The following is a 17,298-nucleotide window of genomic DNA, read 5'->3' as shown; positions in this document are numbered from 1 at the left end:
GAGAAGCGGAACGCCACGGCCGCCTTGGCCTCGCCCGACGTGGACGCCTACGCCGTCTGGGACGATGATGACATCTATTTGCCTTGGCACCTGGAGGCGATGGCGCAGGTCTTTTCTGCCGGTATCTCCTGGTCGCGGCCCGCGGAGGTCTGGATCGACCGCCGCACCTATTTGGAATGCAAGCCGAGCGGCGGCCTCTTCCACGGCTCCTGGGGTTTTACTCGGGAGGCCTTCCTCTCCGTCTGCGGCTACCCGGCCATGCAATCCGGTCAGGACCAGGCGTTGGCCGAACGGTTCAAGCGTGCCGGTATCCGCAGCGATTCACCAAGCCAAGTCCTCTCCTCCGAACCGCTCCGCCTCTCTGCCTGCCCCATGCCCCAGGCTCCCTGCTCATTGCCCAGCTACATCTACCGCTGGCACACCTACCCGAATGCCCGGCACATTTCGGCCCTCGGCAAGGACGGCTACCAGCGCCGAGGCGAAGAGACCATCGCACGCATCTCCTCCGTCACGCCGCGATGGTCGGCGCCCTGGGATGAATTGGCGTTGACAGCAACACCGCCCCGGGCACCGGCCTCGTGAATACAGCCCACGAGGCGGCCGCTCGCAGGATTCCGCAGGCGTTCTGCTCACGTCGGCCGAAGCATCTGGGCGACCGTCGTCCATCCATTCCCGCTACCCCGCCGATTCGCTTGTCTCCAAAGCGTAGGGGGCAATCCGCACAACCCCGTGACAGATGCCCGTCAAAATGTCAGCTCTGGTTGGGTATCATCCCCCACTGCCGACCGGCCGGCACGAGGGATGTGAGCCGGTAGGCGAAAAAATCTTGGAGGGGGTACTTGACAACACACACACGTATAGCATAATGGCTGCCATCCGGGAATCTCCGCATGCGGCCGGTGCGGCGCTGGATCTTCCTGAGCCTTGTAGTCCGGCACCTACGACGCCCAGGGTAAGTCTTCTCGCCTGCGACCTGCGCCAAAACCTGGAGACGGGAACGATGGGGAGCGTACCCGAGCTGACGGCACACGAGAGCCGCGGCGGGCCGCCGGTGGAACGAACGGCGGCTCACGCCGTGGCGGTTGCTTTTCAGCAGGGCTTGGCGGCCCATCGGGCGGGCGATTTCCAGACGGCCGAAAACATCTACCGCGATATCCTGGCTGCGCAGCCGGACCACGCCGGGGCCTTGCACTTTCTCGGTCTGATCTATTCAGCGCGCGGGGACCACACTGCGGCCCTGGAGCTGATCGAGCGGAGTCTGCGGTTTTGCGGCACGAAGGCGGTCTACTGGAACAACTATGGGGCAGTGCTCAAGAAGATGGGACGGCCGGCCGAGGCACGGGCGGCCTTTGGGAGGGCAATCGCCCTTCGGCCCGAGTATGCGGACGCCTGGTCGAACCTTGGGTTGATCCACTTGGAACAAGGGGAGTGGGAGGAGGCGGAAAGCTGCCTCCGTCATGCGCTACGGCTTGCCCCGCGGCACGCCGACGCCCTGCGGCACCTGGCCCGCGTCGCCCACGCCAAAGGCGAAACCGAGGAGGCGGTGCGGCTCTGCCACGACAGCTTGGCGGCGGCCCCGCAGCAAGTGGAAACGCTCACGCAACTGGGCGAGATCTACTGCGGAGCCAAACGCTTCGCGGAAGCGGCCGAGGCGTTTCGCCGCGTGATCGCTGCGCGGCCCGACTCGGCCGACGCGCACCTGAACCTGGGACTGGTCTACAATGACCTGGGAGAGGAGGAGCGAGCGCGGGAGGAGTTTCGAACCGCCGCCGGCCTGCGACCGGACAAGCCGATCTGGCGACTTCGCGAGCTGAGCCTCTGCCCGACCGTGTTCGACTCCGCCGAGGCCATTCTTCAGTATCGCGCGGAGCTGGAACGGCGACTCGACGAGGCCTTGGCCGAATCGCCCCCGCTGGACTGGCGGCGCGCCTTCCGTGACGGCTTTGTGCCGTCGTTTCACCTTTATCACCACGGGGTGTGCAACCGCCGCCTGCGGGAGAAGTTCGCCCGCCTCTTTGCCCCGGCCTTTCCCAAGCAGTTACCCACCCGGGGCCCGCGGCGGGCGAGAATCCGCGTGGGCTTCTTGGCCACCTATGGGCATCACGGGGGTTTCCTGCGGGGCTTCGGCGGGATCATGGAGCGGCTGGACCGCCGCCGGTTCGAGGTGGTCGGCTTGGTATCGTCCGCTGCGCTGCGCGAATGCCGCCGGGCGGTGCGCGCCGGGGACGTCCTCTGGATCGGATTCCCGCATGAGATGGAAAGCGCTTTCCGGGCCATCCGCGGGGCCGAGTGCGACATTCTCCTGCACTGGCAGGCGGGCACGGATATCGTCAACTACTTCCTGCCGTTTCTGCCGCTGGCTCCCGTGCAGTGCATCGGCTTCGGCCAGCACGGCACGACGGGAATCGTGAACATCGACTATTTTCTTTCCTCGCGGTTGTTCGAACGCGGGCCACAGGCCCAGGAAGACTATACGGAACGGCTGCTCCCGTTCGAAGGGACCACCGCCTGGCAGCCGCGGCCGGCCCTGCCCCCGCCTTCCAAGCGGGAGGATTTCGGCTTGCCGGCCCACGGGGCGATCTACTTCTGCCCCCACCGGCTGGCCAAGTTCCATCCGGACTTCGATCGCCTATTGCGGCGGATTCTGGAGGAAGACCCCAGCGGGCACCTGGTGGTCTTGGAGGGGAGCCGCCCGGCCACGGTGGCCCGCTTGAAGGCCCGCTGGCAGCGGACGTTGGGCGAGTCGCTTCTGCGGAGGGTCCTCTTTTTGCCCAGCCAGCCGCCGCGGGATTACTACCGCCTGCTGCGTCTGACGGACGCGGTCCTTGATGCCCCCTGCTACAGCGCGTCGCTGACCGGTTACGACGCGTTTGCCCTGGGGGTGCCGATCGTCACGCTGCCTGGTCCGTACATGGTGCAACGGTACGCGGCGGGCCTGTATGGGCGGATGGGCGTCGAGGACCTGGTGGCCGGCGACGAACAGCAATACGTGGCCTTGGCGGTCCGCTTGGGGCGGGACGGCGACTTCCGCCAGGCCATGCGAGAAAAGATTCTCCAGCGCTGCGGTGTCCTGTATGAGGACGAGCAGGTGCTGCGCGAATTCGAGGCGTTCTTCCGGCGGGCGATCGAGGAAGCCCCGTAACGCGCTCGGTTGTCGCGCCGACGGTTTTTTCGGGTCGCAGACAAGCCGGCCATGCCGGCCAAGAATGGAGAAAAGGAGCCCGACCATGGCATCGTTGCCGTTGCCCGTTCGGAGTCTTTGGAATCGCACGGTCCACCGGTTCCGCAGCCGCTGCAAAGGCACGGGATGCTCCACATGCCACCGCCCGCTCCGCCTCGAGCCGCTGGAGAAGAGGGAATTGCTTTCGGTAACGGCCACGATCAGCGTGGACCAAGCCCTCCAGGTGGAGCGGCAAGAGGGGGTTTCCACGTTCACGATCACCATCAGCGACTGTCCGTCCAACATCGCCTATGGCGTGGTCACCTTCCAGATCACCGGTACGGCCGATTCCTGCGACTATCAGGCCTCGGGCTTCCTCCCTTACGGTTACATCCAGTTTTATGGGAACGGCAGCCAGTCGGCCACGATCACGATCGAAAACGACGCCTGGTTCGAGGGCAATGAAGAGTTGACGGTACGGCTGACCGGCGGGTGGTATACCACCAGCCAGTGCTGTGGCACGTATCCGGTGACCATCGGTTCGCCGAGCGAGGCCACCGTGACCATCGAGGACGACGACGAGTGGACGATCTCCCTGGTGGCCACGGACAACGTGGCCGCGGAGCCCACGAATTTCGGCAAGTTCGTCGTCCGCCGGGCCGGCCCCCCTGGGGAATCGATGGATACGACCTATGCGATCCGCGCCTGGTTCGATATCGGCGGCACGGCCCGGCAGGGCTACGATTATGAGCCCCTGCCGGGCGCGGAATGGCAGGGATGCGAGTACTCCTCCACCGGGTATGTGACTTTTTCGGGAGAGACTACGGAGATCCCCTTCGACGTGGCCGTGATCGACGACCACAGCGCCGAGGTCAAGGAGACCGTGGCCCTTTATCTCAGCGCCAACCAGGCCCTGGGATGGATGCCTGCCAGCTACCCGTTCGGCAACCGCTCGGACGTGGTGGACCTGCACGACAACGACTGGGTCATCGAGCGGGCCGGCAACGGCAACGCCGTGGAACCGAAAAAACCGCTCCCCGAGCCCACATCGGGTCTGGAATCGGAAATGCCTGGTGCTTCGGCCGGGGGGTTTCTGATCCGGCTCTTGGACGGCAACCAGAACTTCGAGAACGTCTCGGTTGCCTTCTCGGCCGACGGCACGGCCACCCTAGACGATGACTCCCATTGGGACGATGATCCCGGCCCCCGCGACTACGTCGTGGATGCCGACGGGTTCCTGCACGACGAAAACATGACCGTGATCGTCGGCTCCGCCGCCCTCTCGATACCCGCCGGCCAGAAAAGTTACCTCGTGACCTTCGTCCCCTGGTACGACGGCTATCGCAACGAATCCGACCCCTACGAGACCGTCGTAGGGACGATCACCGGCTGGAACGTGGACCAGGAGTACGATACGGCCACGATCGAGGTCGAGGAACCGGCGTTCGATCCGAGGCCCTGCGTCGGCTGCTGCGACCGCGACGCGAGTTGTCTAAGCGTTTCCACGGACACCAGTGGCCCGACCGGCGCCCTTGGGGTGAACAATGCCGGGACCCCGCTGACCTACTACGCCCACCTGGCCTCGGGGCGCGAGACGGTGATCGCCACCAGCCCGCTGGAGCTTACCAACGGCGGGGCGACCCTCCAGCGGGTGGAGGCCCGGCTGGCACAGTTCGGCAACACCACGCCCAATACCACGATCTGGTTCGATGCCTCCGCTGCCAGTGCCCGCGCCTCTTACGCCTTTGCCTTTCCCGTGGATGTGGGCGGACTTCCCACCGGGGCCTACGACTGGACCGTGCAGCTCATCCAGCACTATTCCGACCAGAGCACGCGGACGATCACCCTCACCGGCACCCAGAACGTCATCAACACCTTGCCCAGCTACATGGCGCCGGGGTGGTTCGCCTTCGGCGTGGCCCGCCTGATCCCCGACGGCGGGGACGTGCTCCTGCTCCGCCGCGGCATCCAGCGGTTCGTCCCCGACGGTGCCGGGGGCTGGATTCCCCAGACCTCCGCCGACACCAGCGCCTACACCCTCACCGGCAACTGGTCCACCGGCTTCACCCTCACCGCCAAGGACGGCACCGCCGATCACTTCGCCCCCAGCGGGCTGATCCTCAATACCATCGACCCGGCCGGCAATCCCACGACCTACAACTACGACGCGGGGAACCGCCTGGTGGGAGTCGTGGAAGCAGAGGGTGCGACCACCTTCACGTATGACCCCGTTACCGGGTGGCTCAGCCAACTGACCCGGCCCGACGGCGTCGTGTCCACCTACACCCACGATGCAGCCGGGCGGATTACCCAGATCATCAAGCCCGACCCGGACGGCGATGGCCCCCTGCCCGCGCCGGTCACCACCCTGGAATACGCGGGACCCAATAACCTTCTCTCGAAGATCATCTTCCCGGACGGCTCGCAAGAGACTTATGAATACGACCATGCCCTCCGCCTGAAAAAGATCATCCGGGCCGACGGCACCGAGGAGCTCTACGTCTCCATCCCGGCCGCGGCCCTGGTCGATACCTCGGCCGGCGAGGGTACGCCGGAGAATCCGGCGGCCTTGCGGGACTTCGGGCAATTGCAGGCCACGACCACCATCGCCGGCGTGACCACCACGGCCGAGGTCGACCGCTGGGGTTTCGCTACCGATGCCGTGGACGGCGAGGGACAAACCACCCGCTATGTGCGGAACGCCGCCGGCCAAGTGGTGCAGGCCATCCAGCCCGACCCCGACGGCGAGGGCCCGCTAACCGCCTCCGTGACCTCTTACGAATACGACCACAAAGGCAACCGCATCACGATGATCCTGCCCGACGGCGGGACGCGCCGCTGGGAGTACGACTACACCTGGAATGCCGTCACCCGGTACATCGACGAACGGGGCATCGAGACCCGCTACACCCTCGATCCCGCCACCGGCTTCGTCCTGGAGACCCGGATCGTGGTCGGCCAAGTCGACTCGCCGGGCAATGGCGAAACCGACGACGTGGTCACCCGCTATACCTATACCGATGCCAGCGATGGGACGCTCATCGGCCTGGTGGAGACTGAGACCGATCCCCTGGGCACCATCACCCGCTACGAGTACAACAGCCGCGGCCAAATCACCCGCATCACCTATGCCCAGGGCACGGATCTGGAGGCCACGGTCCAGTACGAGTACGACGCCACCAGCGGCAAACGCACCGCCGAGGTGGACGAACTCGGCCGCCGCACCGAGTACCAGTACGATGCCCTGGGCCGGCTCATCCGCAAAATCCTCCCCGACCCCGACGGGGAGGAAGGGCCCCTGACCAGCCCCGTGTACCAGTACACCTACGATGCCGCCGGCAACCTGGTGGCCGAAACCGATCCCCTGGGCAACGTGACGCAGTACGAGTACGATTCCCGCGGCCGGGTCGTCCGCACCATCCAGCCCGACCCCGACGGCCCAGGTCCCTTGGCCAGCCCGGTGACCCGCCAGTTCTACGATGCGGCCGGGCGGACCAGCCACGTGATCGACCCCCTGGGCCACGTCACCGAGTACGCCTACGACAACGCCGATCGGCTGATAGCCAACTATCATGGAACAGTGATCGATGACGGCGCCACCGGCTACGCCGAGCCTGCCGGTACCTGGGCCGATTGGCAGGCCGGTTACGCGGGAAACTCGCGGGTCCATAGCACCGTCATGGGCCAGCCCACGGCCACGGCCACCTGGACCTTCGCGCACCTTATGCTGGGCATGCAGTACGAGGTCTACGTGACCTGGCAGGCCGATCCCCAAAACGCCACCGACGCCCCCTTCGCCGTGTACGCAGGCGACACCTCCGGTCAGCCCCTGGCCACCTTCACGGTGGACCAGACGCAGGAGCCTCCCCAGACCGGTGCAGGACGCCGGTTCGCCGACCGCGGCTTTTTCAAGCTCGGCAGCTTCCTGGCGAGCGATTCGACGCTCATCGTCCAATTGGCCAACAACTCGGCCATCGCCGGTGCCAACGTGGTGGCCGACGCGGTGCTGCTCCGCCTGGTCTCGCCGCTGTCGCAAACCGTCTACGACGATGCCAGCCGGGTGATCGCCACAATCGACGCCCTGGGGAACACCACCAGCTATGAGTACGATATCGCCGGCCGGCAGACGAAGGTCATCCAGCCCGATCCCGACGGCGCCGGCCCGCAACCCGCCCCGATTACCCAGTACGTCTACAACGCCGCCGGGCAACTGGTGCAAACGATCGACCCGCTGGGCCGGGCGACCTCCTACGAGTACGATGCCCTCGGCCGCCGCAGCAAGGTCATCCTCCCCGACCCCGACGGGCAAGGGCCCCTCACCTCTCCCGAAACCTCTTACCATTACGACAAGCTCGGCCAATTGACCAGCGTCACCGACCCTATGGGCAACGTGACCAGCTACCAGTACGACTGCCGCGGACGGCAGAAGAAAGTCATCCAGCCCGATCCCGACGGGCAAGGCCCGCTGGCCAGCCCGGAGACCGAGTACGTCTATGACGACGCCGGGCAGCTCCTCCAGGTGATCGACCCCCTGGGGCAGGTCACGACCTATGAGTATGACAATCTCGGCCGGCAAACCAAAATCACCCAGCCCGACCCGGATGGCGAAGGCCCGGGCCTGGCCCCCTGGACCACCTTCACCTACGACGCCGCCGGGCACCTCCTCAGCCAGGCCGACCGCCTGGGCAACACCACCACGTTCCAGTACGACCACCTGGGGCGCTTGACCGCCCAGACCGACGCCAATGGCGCCACCACCACCTACACCTACGACGCCGCCGGCAACCGCCTGTCGCTGACCGATCCCGAAGAGAACACCACCACCTGGGTTTACGACTCGCTCGGCCGCGCGGTGGAAGAGACCAACCAGTTGGGTTACACCCGGACCTTCGTCTATGACGCCGCCGGCTACCTGGTCCGCCAGGTGGACCGCCTGGGCCGCGTGCGGCAGTTCCAGTACGACAATCTCGGCCGCAACACCGCCGAAATCTGGTACAACAATGTGCAGGATGCCGACGCCGACCAGAACCGGCAGCGGACGATCGCCTTCACCTACGACGCGGCCGGGCAGATGCTCTCGGCCGGCGATCCGGACGCGGAGTACTCCTTCGTGTACGACGCCCTCGGCCGGGCGATCACCATCACCCACTCGCTGGCCGGCCTGACGCCCACCATCACCTTCACCCAGGAGTACGACGCCGCGGGACGCCGCACCCGGCTGGCTGCCCGCATCAACGGCACCGACGACTTCGTAAACGCCTACACCTACGACCCCCTGGGCCGGCTCATCCGCCTGACCCAAGGCGAACAGCCCGGCGGCAGGGACGTGGCCGAAAAACGAGTGGATTTCTCCTACGACGCCGCCGGGCAGCTCGATACCCTCACCCGCTACGCCGACCTGGCCGGCACCCAGCTTGTGGCCCAAAGCGACTACGGCTACGACCAGACGGGCCGGTTGGTGGACCTCGTCCACTACCGCGGGCAGACCACGTTCGTCGACTACGGCTGGTCCTTCGACGCCGCCGGGCGGATGACGCAGTACGTCAACTCGGTGGACGGCACGGCCGACTATACCAGCGACGCCACCGGGCAACTGACCGCCGCCGACTACGACTACCAAAGCGACGAAAGCTACACCTACGACGCCAACGGCAACCGGGTGCTGGCCAACGGCAGCGCGTACACCACCGGTGCCAACAACCGGCTCCTCTCCGACGGCACCTACCGCTACCAGTACGATGCCGAGGGGAACCGCACGCACCGGTTCATCGACGCCAACCAGAGCGGCCGGCTCGACGCCGGCGATACCGACATCACCCAGTACACCTGGGACCACCGCAACCGCCTGGTGAAAGTCGAACACCGCCCCGGCTACGCCGCGGCGGTGGATAGGGTGGTGGAGTACGCCTACGACTACCAGAACCGCTGGGTCCGCAAGTGGCTGGACGCCGACGGGGACGGGCATACCGACCAGCGGCGGCTGTTCGCCTACGACGGCAACCACATCGTGATGGACTTCCGGCGGGCCAACTCGGGGGATTTGCAGATCGGCCACTTGCGCGAGCGCTACCTGTGGGGCCCGGCGGTGGACCAGATCCTGGCCGAGGAAGAAGTTGACGGCGGCACGGCCGATTTGGTAGCCTGGACGCTCACAGATCACGTGAACACGGTGCGGGACATTGCCAAGTACGACCCGCAGACGGGGACCACGACCGTGGTCAACCACCTGGTCTATGACGCCTTCGGCAAGGTGACGTCGGAGAGCAACCCGGCGGTCGACAGCTTGTTTCTCTTCACCGCGCGGCCGTTCGACGCCGACACGGGCCTCCAAAACAACCTCCACCGCTGGTACGACCCGGCCGTCGGAAGGTGGCTGAGCGAGGACCCGGTGTATAGCGATCCCAACTTGTACCGCTACGTCTTCAATAATCCGGTCATTTACGTCGATCCCTCTGGGATGTACGCTTGGTGCATGGGAGCGTCCCTTGACGTGGGGGGCTTCATAGCGCATCCGATGGGCGCGCTGAAGGTCTGCTGGGATGATTGCGGGAATCTGGCGGTGGCAGCAACGGTCGTGTCGGCAGCAAAGATCAAAGGGCAGGAGAGTTTCATCCCAGGTGTTATCTCCACTTTCGCTGGCCTCTCGGGGCAAGTGTTCGGCGAGGCCACCTTAACGAAGCACTCCTGCGTCAAAGACATGAGTGGGATATTCTTCGAGGCACACCTTTTCGGTGGCGAGGCGATTGTTGGTGAGGGTGGCATTGAAGTTACGCCCGGTGCCCACGACATAGTGATCCAGGGTGGTGTCGGCGTTGGCGGTGGGGCGGGTATTCCCGGAATCCCTGGCGGGGCCAAGCTCCAGCGCACGTACACATTCATGGCAAAATGTACCAATGAGGAGTGCCCGTGCTGCCATCCGTGGTATGATCCGCGTCAGTACCTCGGTCCCTCGGCTGGAGGTCTCTATCTCCCCGGTGCGGCAGCTAACTGTGCCCGCGAACTAGGAGAGAAATTGGGCAAGTGGCTCAAATCACTTTTCTAATCTCCGCAGTTGCTCACGGCTGTGCGCTAAACGTGTTGAGCGTCGCGCTTGCTGTAAGGAGGTTGGCACTTTGAGTAATGGTAGTCGCCCTCGTCAACAGGCCGCGCGCGCTTCAGAACTCGCGCTTTTCCCGTTCACCGCCAGTCTGCGGCTTCGAGTGCGCGTAACCCTTCTTCTAATGGGAGGGCTTGCCTGTGCATTGGCCGTAGCGCTGGGAGAACGCGCACTGTACGTTCTCGCGGTTTTTCTGGTATTCTGCGACGTGCCAATCGAATTGGGGTTCTCTCTAGTCCGACGAAGACGGGCAACTGTTTACGACAACGGCGAGGATCAGGTTGCCACCGTCGTCAGGAAGCGTGCATTTCCCATCGGGCCACAATTCGCCGTGGTAGTGCGTTACGCCGCGCGCGGCACTGTTGTTCAATCCTCACGGCACATTCCGTTCAACGCTTGGCTGCCGCTGCGCATTGGAGACTCACTTCATATTCGCGTTGATCGAGAACGACCAACGAATTGGGTACTCTGCTGGGAAGAAAAAGGACCGACCGCTGGCTCGTCCAGTAGTGTCACCTGACGCCAAACCTTCTCGATTCACTGATTCACAGCCGCGTCGTACCTCGCCGCCGAGGTACGAGCAGAGACGAAGGGGCAGCCGCCTATACCATTTGGAATAGGTGCATTGGTTCGCGTGGATGTCTTGTTTCAGGGGGGCCCGGGGATATCCGGTGAAGGGGAACAGGATGGGTCGCGTTTCTTTCGCGGCGCCGCGGGAGATGAACCCTCACCCGGCTCGACCCGGCTCGCTGACGCTCGCCGCCCTTTTCCGGGGGAGAGGGCGAGTGACAGTTTTCCTCCATCTATCAGACCGGATTGTAGCCATCATTTTGATTGACGGTGGGACGGTGGATTTCGGCCGCCATTTCGAATCTGCCTCGCTCTGTGGACAGAACCTGGCTTGGGGGCCGTAGCGCAATTTTCGGGGGCGCGATGTCTCTCCTTGGTTCTCGTCGAATTCCGAAGACCGTTTGGTCCACTGTACCTTTCCACACGCGCCGCAAAGCCTGCTACCCGGGGTTTAGATGCTTCCCGAGCCGGGACCGTCAGGGAGCGGCGTTTCTCCGACGCGACGTAAGGCCTTTTTTCGCAATAGGTTGCAACTGGCCGTGCGTCTCGGTCTGTCTCTGCCAGCAAGGCCGCGGCGCTCTTTGGACGGCTGGGCGCGGCTCGGGTGCGAGCACCTGCTCCGCAAGTCTCGGTGTCTCTCCCCTGCCGCCAACCGGGGATTTAGAATCCATCCTAAATCGTCAGGTCGCGCCCATTCTAAACCGCCGGTGGTTGGGAAAAGTCAACCGGGCGTTTATGGTCTAGAGACATCGCGCGCGTGTCTCTTCTTGAGCGGGCGGGAAGCAAGAACCTCGCAAAATCGCGACACTTGCGGCGCAAACGGCATATATAAACGGCAGGTGACCTCATCATGGAGCCTGTCGCAATGCCGGATCGATTGCCACGGAAACTGACGCCGAAGGAGCGGCTTGCGCAAGTGGCCGCCATCTTGGCCCGGGGCGTGGCCCGCTATCTGCGGAACTCGCGCCCGGGCGCCGATCATAACGCCATCGCGGTGCCACACCGCTCATCTGGCGGTTCGCCGCGGGCCGGAAAAGCCGCCCAAACTCTTCCCCCAGGGCCTTGAGCTTTCGGAAAATCCGAGGCTCACTGTGCCTTGAGCCCCGGTAGGGCTGCTCGGTTGCCAATCGCTGCACCGGGCCGTTGCGCTTGAAACTTCGGAGACGGTCTATCATGCCCGACGTAGAGAAAGAACTTGCCGCGCTTTGCCGGATGACCACCGGCGAGCTTGCCCGGCGGTACGCGGAATTGTTCGGCGAGCCGACCCGCTCTTGGAATCGCGCGTATCTGGTCCGTAAGATCGCCTGGAAGCTCCAAGCTCTTGTCGAAGGCGACCTGAGCGACCGCGCTCGTCGCCGGGCGGAGGAATTGGCCAAGGGCACCCAGCTTCGGGTCATGGCGCCCAAGGCCCGCCGCTTGCCCCAAGTGGGCGAGGTGGTGACGGCCAGCCAGCCAAAACTCGATCACCGGCTGCCGCCGCCCGGCACCGCGATCGTGCGTCGGTACAAGGGTCGTGTGCTTCAGGTCCTGGTACTGGCCGACGGCTTCGAGTTCGAGGGCCGGCGCTACCCGTCGCTCTCGGCGGTGGCCAAGGCGATCACCGGGAGCCACATCAATGGATATCGCTTCTTTCGTCTGGAGGGCAAGAGGTGAGCCGCAGAAAACACTCGACCCAGCCGGCAGCGACCTGCATTCGCTGCGCCATCTACACCCGCAAGTCCACCGACGAGGGCCTCGACCAGGAGTTCAACTCCCTGGATGCCCAGCGGGAGGCGGCCGAGGCGTTCATCCGCAGCCAAGCCGGGGAAGGCTGGACCTTCCTTGCCGACCGCTACGATGACGGCGGTTTTACCGGCGGCAATCTGGACCGACCGGCCCTGCGGCACCTCTTAGCCGACATTGAGGCAGGCAAAGTCGATTGCGTGGTCGTCTACAAGGTGGACCGGCTGAGCCGGAGCCTCTTGGATTTCGCCCGGCTCATGGAGATCTTCGAGCGGAAGGGCGTGTCGTTCGTTTCCGTTACCCAGCAGTTCAACACGGCCACGTCGATGGGCCGGCTGGTGCTCAACGTGCTTTTGTCGTTCGCCCAGTTCGAGCGGGAGATCATCGGCGAGCGAATCCGCGACAAGATCGCCGCCACCCGCCGCAAGGGCAAATGGACCGGCGGCACGCCGATCCTCGGCTACGACGTCGACCGCTCGGGTGGCCGTCCGCGCCTGGTGGTCAACGCCCAGGAAGCGACCCGAGTCCGGGAAATCCTTCGGCTCTACTTGTCGCTGGGGTCTTTGCTACCGGTAGTGGAGGAGCTTGCTCGCCGCGGGTGGCACAACAAGGTGTGGAAGACCCGTCGGGGTGAGCTGAAAGGTGGCCGGCCGTTCGACAAGGGTTCTTTGTACGCCCTGCTGACCAACCCGCTGTACGTCGGCAAGATCAAGTACAAGACGGAACTGCACGAAGGCGAACACGAGCCGATCGTCGACGCCGAGCTGTTCCAGCAGGTCCAGGCCACGCTGCGGCACAACGGCCGCTCGGGCGGCGTGGCAGTGCGGAACAAATACGGGGCCCTGCTTCGGGGCTTGCTGTACTGCAAGGCCTGCGGCCGGGCCATGACCCACACGTTCACCTGCAAAAGGCAGCGGCGTTACCGCTATTACACCTGCACCCGGGCCATCCAGAACGGGCGCAAGGCGTGCCCTTCTCCCTCGTTGCCCGCCGGCGAAATCGAGCGGGTCGTGATCGACGAGATTCGGGCCATTGGCTGCGACCGCACTTTGCGGGCCGAAGTGCTCCGGCAAGCCCGGGAGCAGTTCGAGGCCGAGCGGGCTGCACTCCTCACAGAAGAACGCGGGCTACGGCGCGAACTGGGCCGGCACCACGCGGAGCTCCGCCGGCTGGCCCGGAACGCAGCAGCGCCGGCTCCCGACCAAATGGCGGAACTCCACGACCGCATTGCCCAGTGTGAGACACGGCTGCGGGAGGTCCAGCATCAGCTCCAAAAGCACGAGCAAGACCGACTGACCGCCGCCGACATCGACACCGCCCTGGCCGACTTCGACGGCGCCTGGAACGCTTTGAGCCCGCGGGAACAGGCACAACTGGTGGCCTTGCTGGTGGCCCGCGTCGAGTTCGACGCGGCCCAAAGCACGGTGGCGGTATCGTTCCATCCGACGGCCATCAAGGCCTTGGCCCGCAAGCAACCGGCAGGTGCGGCATGATCACAGTGACCAAGCAGGTCGTCTTCACCCGCAGTGCCCGGGGCCGGAAACGGCTGGCGGACAAACCGGCATTGGAGCCACTGCTGCCGCTCGGCCGCGTGCCGCGTGTGTCTCGGGTGATGGCCCTGGCGATCCAGTTCGATCGCCTGCTACGGGAAGGCGTGGTGCGGAACACGACCGAGCTTGCCCGGCTCGCCCATGTCACCCAGCCGCGGATTACCCAGGTAATGCAGCTTCTCCATCTTGCCCCCGACATCCAGGAAGAGCTGCTCTTTCTGCCGCCCGTCACCCAGGGCCGCGACCCAATCACCGAGCGCGATGTGCGATCCATCGCAGCGATTCTCGACTGGCGCAAACAGCGGGCAATGTGGCGCGAACTCCGCTCGGCCGAGTCCGGGGACGCGTCCGAGGTCTCGCTCGCTGACCACGCCGCCCGGGGATCTACGCTCGGACCACCGGCAAAGGACCGTCAGAAAAGGAATTGGAAATGGGAAAGAGTCGATCAAGTTTCCGGCTACAACCAGGGGACCGCGTCATCATCCATCAGAATCCCCATGACCCGCGTTGCGAGAATATCGTTGGAACGGTGATCGTGTTTCGCCCCGGGGCGGGCTTTGGGGGCTGTGACCTTGTGGATGTACACTACAAAAGTCCGGTTGACGCACGGGGCGCGACGCTGCCGTTTGGCCTGTCCTGCCTGGGACCGGCGACTGCCGAAGAGCTGACCCGTCTGGCCGAGCGTCTGGAACGCCAGGCGGCGGAGCTTCGCAGACTTGCCGCGTCAACGAATGCCCCTCGATAACCGGCCCCCGTGGTCCGGCTTTTCATTCCCCAGTCGTGGGTCCCCTGCTTTACCTTCCCACTTGACAGCGCTGCGGCCGGAGTCCGGAAACCTTATTCGGGCCAACCGGGTGTGGCCTGCTTTACCTTCCCACTTGACAGCGCTGCGGCCGGTCATACGCTATAGAGTATGAGAGCCCCCTTTACGGGTTGTCCGGGGAATTGGTGGGGAGAGCCTCGTGAGCACGAAGAAACAGATGTCCTTGCTTGTCCGCAAGCTGCGTAGGAAGCTAGGGCTTACGCAGGAGAAGTTTGCGGCCAAGCTTGGTGTGAGCTTCGCAACGCTCAACCGCTGGGAGAACGGCCGGGCCAAGCCATCGCCCCTGGCAGTTCAACGGCTGGAGGAAGCGGCCCGCGAGCTGGGGGATGAAGGTGTGGGTTTGCTTGATCGCCATCTGCCCAGCGTGCGATGAGGATGCGCCCATGCGACCGATCAACGAAGACGAAGCCGAACTGCTGATCGAGAAGCACCTTGGGGAGCGCGGATGGGACGTGACTGATTTCGACGTCACGCGGAAGCGTTGGCGCGAGCACCTGGACGGCGAAGAAGCCGATCGGGTTTTCCTTCAGGATGGGAGAGTGGTTGCCATCCTCGAAGCGAAGAAGCCGGGTAAAGACCTTTGGGCCGCCCTGGACCAGGCGAAAGGCTATGCCCGGACCTACTGGAAGAACACCGGCCACGACGTGCCGCTCTTGTTCGCCAGCGACGGCCAGGTCTTTCTGCGACAAAACCTCAAGGCCAACACCCTCCCAGAAAAAATAACCGCCTTTCCGACGCCAGCCGAGTTCGGCGAGTTTTTCCGCCCTCAAGCGACTGAGTTGAACGGTACGCTTCGGGACTATCAGCGCGTTGCTGTCTCCCAGGTATTGGGGGCTGTTCAGGCTGGCCGACGCCGAATGTACCTCCAGATGGCCACCGGGACGGGGAAGACCATTACCGCCGCCGGGGTTATTGCCAAGCTTTGGTCGGTTGGGTTGATTCGCCGGGCGCTGTTTCTCGTCGACCGGGACGCCTTGGCGATGCAAACCGTCAAAAAGTTCAAGACCCATCTCGGCGACAACTTTGACATCGGCCGGGCCACGGGTGGCCCCGAGGACCGACACCGCGACGTACTCGTGACCACCGTGCAGCATCTGGCAGTGCGCGAAAAGTACAAGTCCTATCCCCAAGACCATTTCAGCATAGTGATCCTGGATGAATGCCACCGCTCGTACTTCGGCGACTGGTACGGTGTGCTGGACCATTTTGCCCAAGGCGGGGCGATCCTTCTTGGCCTGACGGCTACCCCGGCCGACAAGGAAACGGTCAACACAGATCGTTTCTTCACCGACCTTGGGCAGTACCGCGGACCGATCTACCGCTACACGATACGGCAAGCCGAAACGAACGCCGAGGTGCCCGAATGGGAGCGCCTTGCGCAATGCATTCACTTCAAGTTTCACACCAATGTGGACATAGAAGGCGTTCACGACATGGGCTTCGACTACGAGCCGGAGCAGTTGGGCCGCGCCGTGGATGTTCCGCAGCGCAACGAACTCATCGCCGAGAAGTATTTTGAGATTCTCGGCACTCGCCAGCCAGTCAAGACCATCGTCTTCGCGGCCTCCATAGCCCACGCGAAGAACCTTCGTTATGCGCTGATCGAGAAATACAACGAACTGAACAACCTGCCCAAGAACGACGCGGCTGCTGAACGTTTCATCGTCGCCGTGCACAACGAGATGCCCGGCGCGCGGGACCTGATCGAGGAGTTCCAGCGCGTCACTGGGCCAGCCGAACGGAAGGCGATCATCGATCAGGCCCACAAGGACCCCAATATGGCCCCCCGGCCCATCGTTCTTGTTGGCGTGGGCATGCTCGACACGGGCATCGACGCGCCTGATGTCGAGGTCTTGCTGATGGCCCGGCCCACCAAGTCCAAGGTGCTCTACGTCCAGATGAAGGGTCGCGGCACTCGTAAGTGCAGGGAGACAGGCAAGGAAATCTACAAGCTCGTCGATTTCGTGGACATCACCCGGCTCGAACCGGCGATCACCAACGACACGCCCGGCGTCGTGGATGAGCCTCTCGAGCAGGAAGAGGAAGAAGTCATCGCCGGCGAGCGAGAAGGCCGCGGCGAGGGTGGCGAAGGCGGGCGCGGCCCGCGCGGCACCGAACAAGAGATGGTCATTGCCGACGTGCCCGTCCACCTGGTCTTCTCCGAGACCATTTCGCCTGCCATCCTCGAACAACTCCGCCGCCAGGTCGAGGCCCAACTCAAAGCCGGCCTGGAGCGCGAGGGCCTCAGGCAGCGCTTTGCGCAGACTATCCTCTGCTGGCGCTACTTCAAGGGGCCCACGACCCCGGACCACTCCTTCCTGGCCACTATGGGGTTCGATCTCTCCGCGCTTCGGGACCTCTATGGAGAGCCGGAAGC

General features: G+C 64.4%; 8 protein-coding genes. All 8 read left to right on the top strand.

What is annotated here, in order from left to right; translation table 11 throughout:
• On the top strand, positions 1-582 hold a 582-nt coding region (locus ACYQ2I_RS17870; RefSeq protein ID WP_460168431.1), incomplete at its 5' end, for a glycosyltransferase family 2 protein.
• A 283-nt stretch (positions 583-865) separates the two neighbouring features.
• Positions 866-3,142, top strand: a complete 2,277-nt coding sequence (locus tag ACYQ2I_RS17865; protein ID WP_460168430.1) for an O-linked N-acetylglucosamine transferase, SPINDLY family protein — start codon at positions 866-868, stop codon at positions 3,140-3,142.
• A gap of 85 nt (positions 3,143-3,227) precedes the next feature.
• Positions 3,228-10,202 (top strand): RHS repeat-associated core domain-containing protein, encoded by a 6,975-nt coding sequence (locus ACYQ2I_RS17860; protein WP_460168429.1) that lies wholly within the window; start codon positions 3,228-3,230, stop codon positions 10,200-10,202.
• 1,797 nt (positions 10,203-11,999) lie between these two features.
• Positions 12,000-12,479 carry a DUF2924 domain-containing protein gene (locus ACYQ2I_RS17855; RefSeq protein WP_460167064.1) on the top strand — a complete coding sequence of 160 codons (480 nt, stop codon included), beginning with the start codon at positions 12,000-12,002 and terminating at the stop codon, positions 12,477-12,479.
• Positions 12,476-14,041 carry a recombinase family protein gene (locus tag ACYQ2I_RS17850; protein WP_460167063.1) on the top strand — a complete coding sequence of 522 codons (1,566 nt, stop codon included), beginning with the start codon at positions 12,476-12,478 and terminating at the stop codon, positions 14,039-14,041. The genes ACYQ2I_RS17855 and ACYQ2I_RS17850 overlap by 4 nt, the downstream gene beginning before the upstream one ends.
• Complete coding sequence (locus ACYQ2I_RS17845; protein ID WP_460167062.1) at positions 14,038-14,631, top strand: hypothetical protein; 594 nt, start codon at positions 14,038-14,040, stop codon at positions 14,629-14,631. The genes ACYQ2I_RS17850 and ACYQ2I_RS17845 overlap by 4 nt, the downstream gene beginning before the upstream one ends.
• A 447-nt stretch (positions 14,632-15,078) precedes the next feature.
• Positions 15,079-15,294, top strand: coding sequence for a helix-turn-helix domain-containing protein (locus ACYQ2I_RS17840; protein ID WP_460167061.1), 216 nt, complete (start codon positions 15,079-15,081; stop codon positions 15,292-15,294).
• A gap of 10 nt (positions 15,295-15,304) precedes the next feature.
• On the top strand, positions 15,305-17,298 hold a 1,994-nt coding region (locus ACYQ2I_RS17835; RefSeq protein ID WP_460168428.1), incomplete at its 3' end, for a DEAD/DEAH box helicase family protein.

This window comes from Thermostilla marina (genome assembly GCF_054657455.1).
Note: the sequence above shows the minus strand (reverse complement) of the source record. Positions and strands in the feature narration are given on the sequence as shown.

Bases quoted from the DNA above. Each gene is read 5' to 3' on its own strand.
- ACYQ2I_RS17855 (WP_460167064.1), top strand. From the start codon at position 12,000: ATGCCCGACGTAGAGAAAGAACTTGCCGCGCTTTGCCGGATGACCACC.
- ACYQ2I_RS17840 (WP_460167061.1), top strand. From the start codon at position 15,079: ATGTCCTTGCTTGTCCGCAAGCTGCGTAGGAAGCTAGGGCTTACGCAG.
- ACYQ2I_RS17860 (WP_460168429.1), top strand. From the start codon at position 3,228: ATGGCATCGTTGCCGTTGCCCGTTCGGAGTCTTTGGAATCGCACGGTC.
- ACYQ2I_RS17845 (WP_460167062.1), top strand. From the start codon at position 14,038: ATGATCACAGTGACCAAGCAGGTCGTCTTCACCCGCAGTGCCCGGGGC.
- ACYQ2I_RS17865 (WP_460168430.1), top strand. From the start codon at position 866: ATGGCTGCCATCCGGGAATCTCCGCATGCGGCCGGTGCGGCGCTGGAT.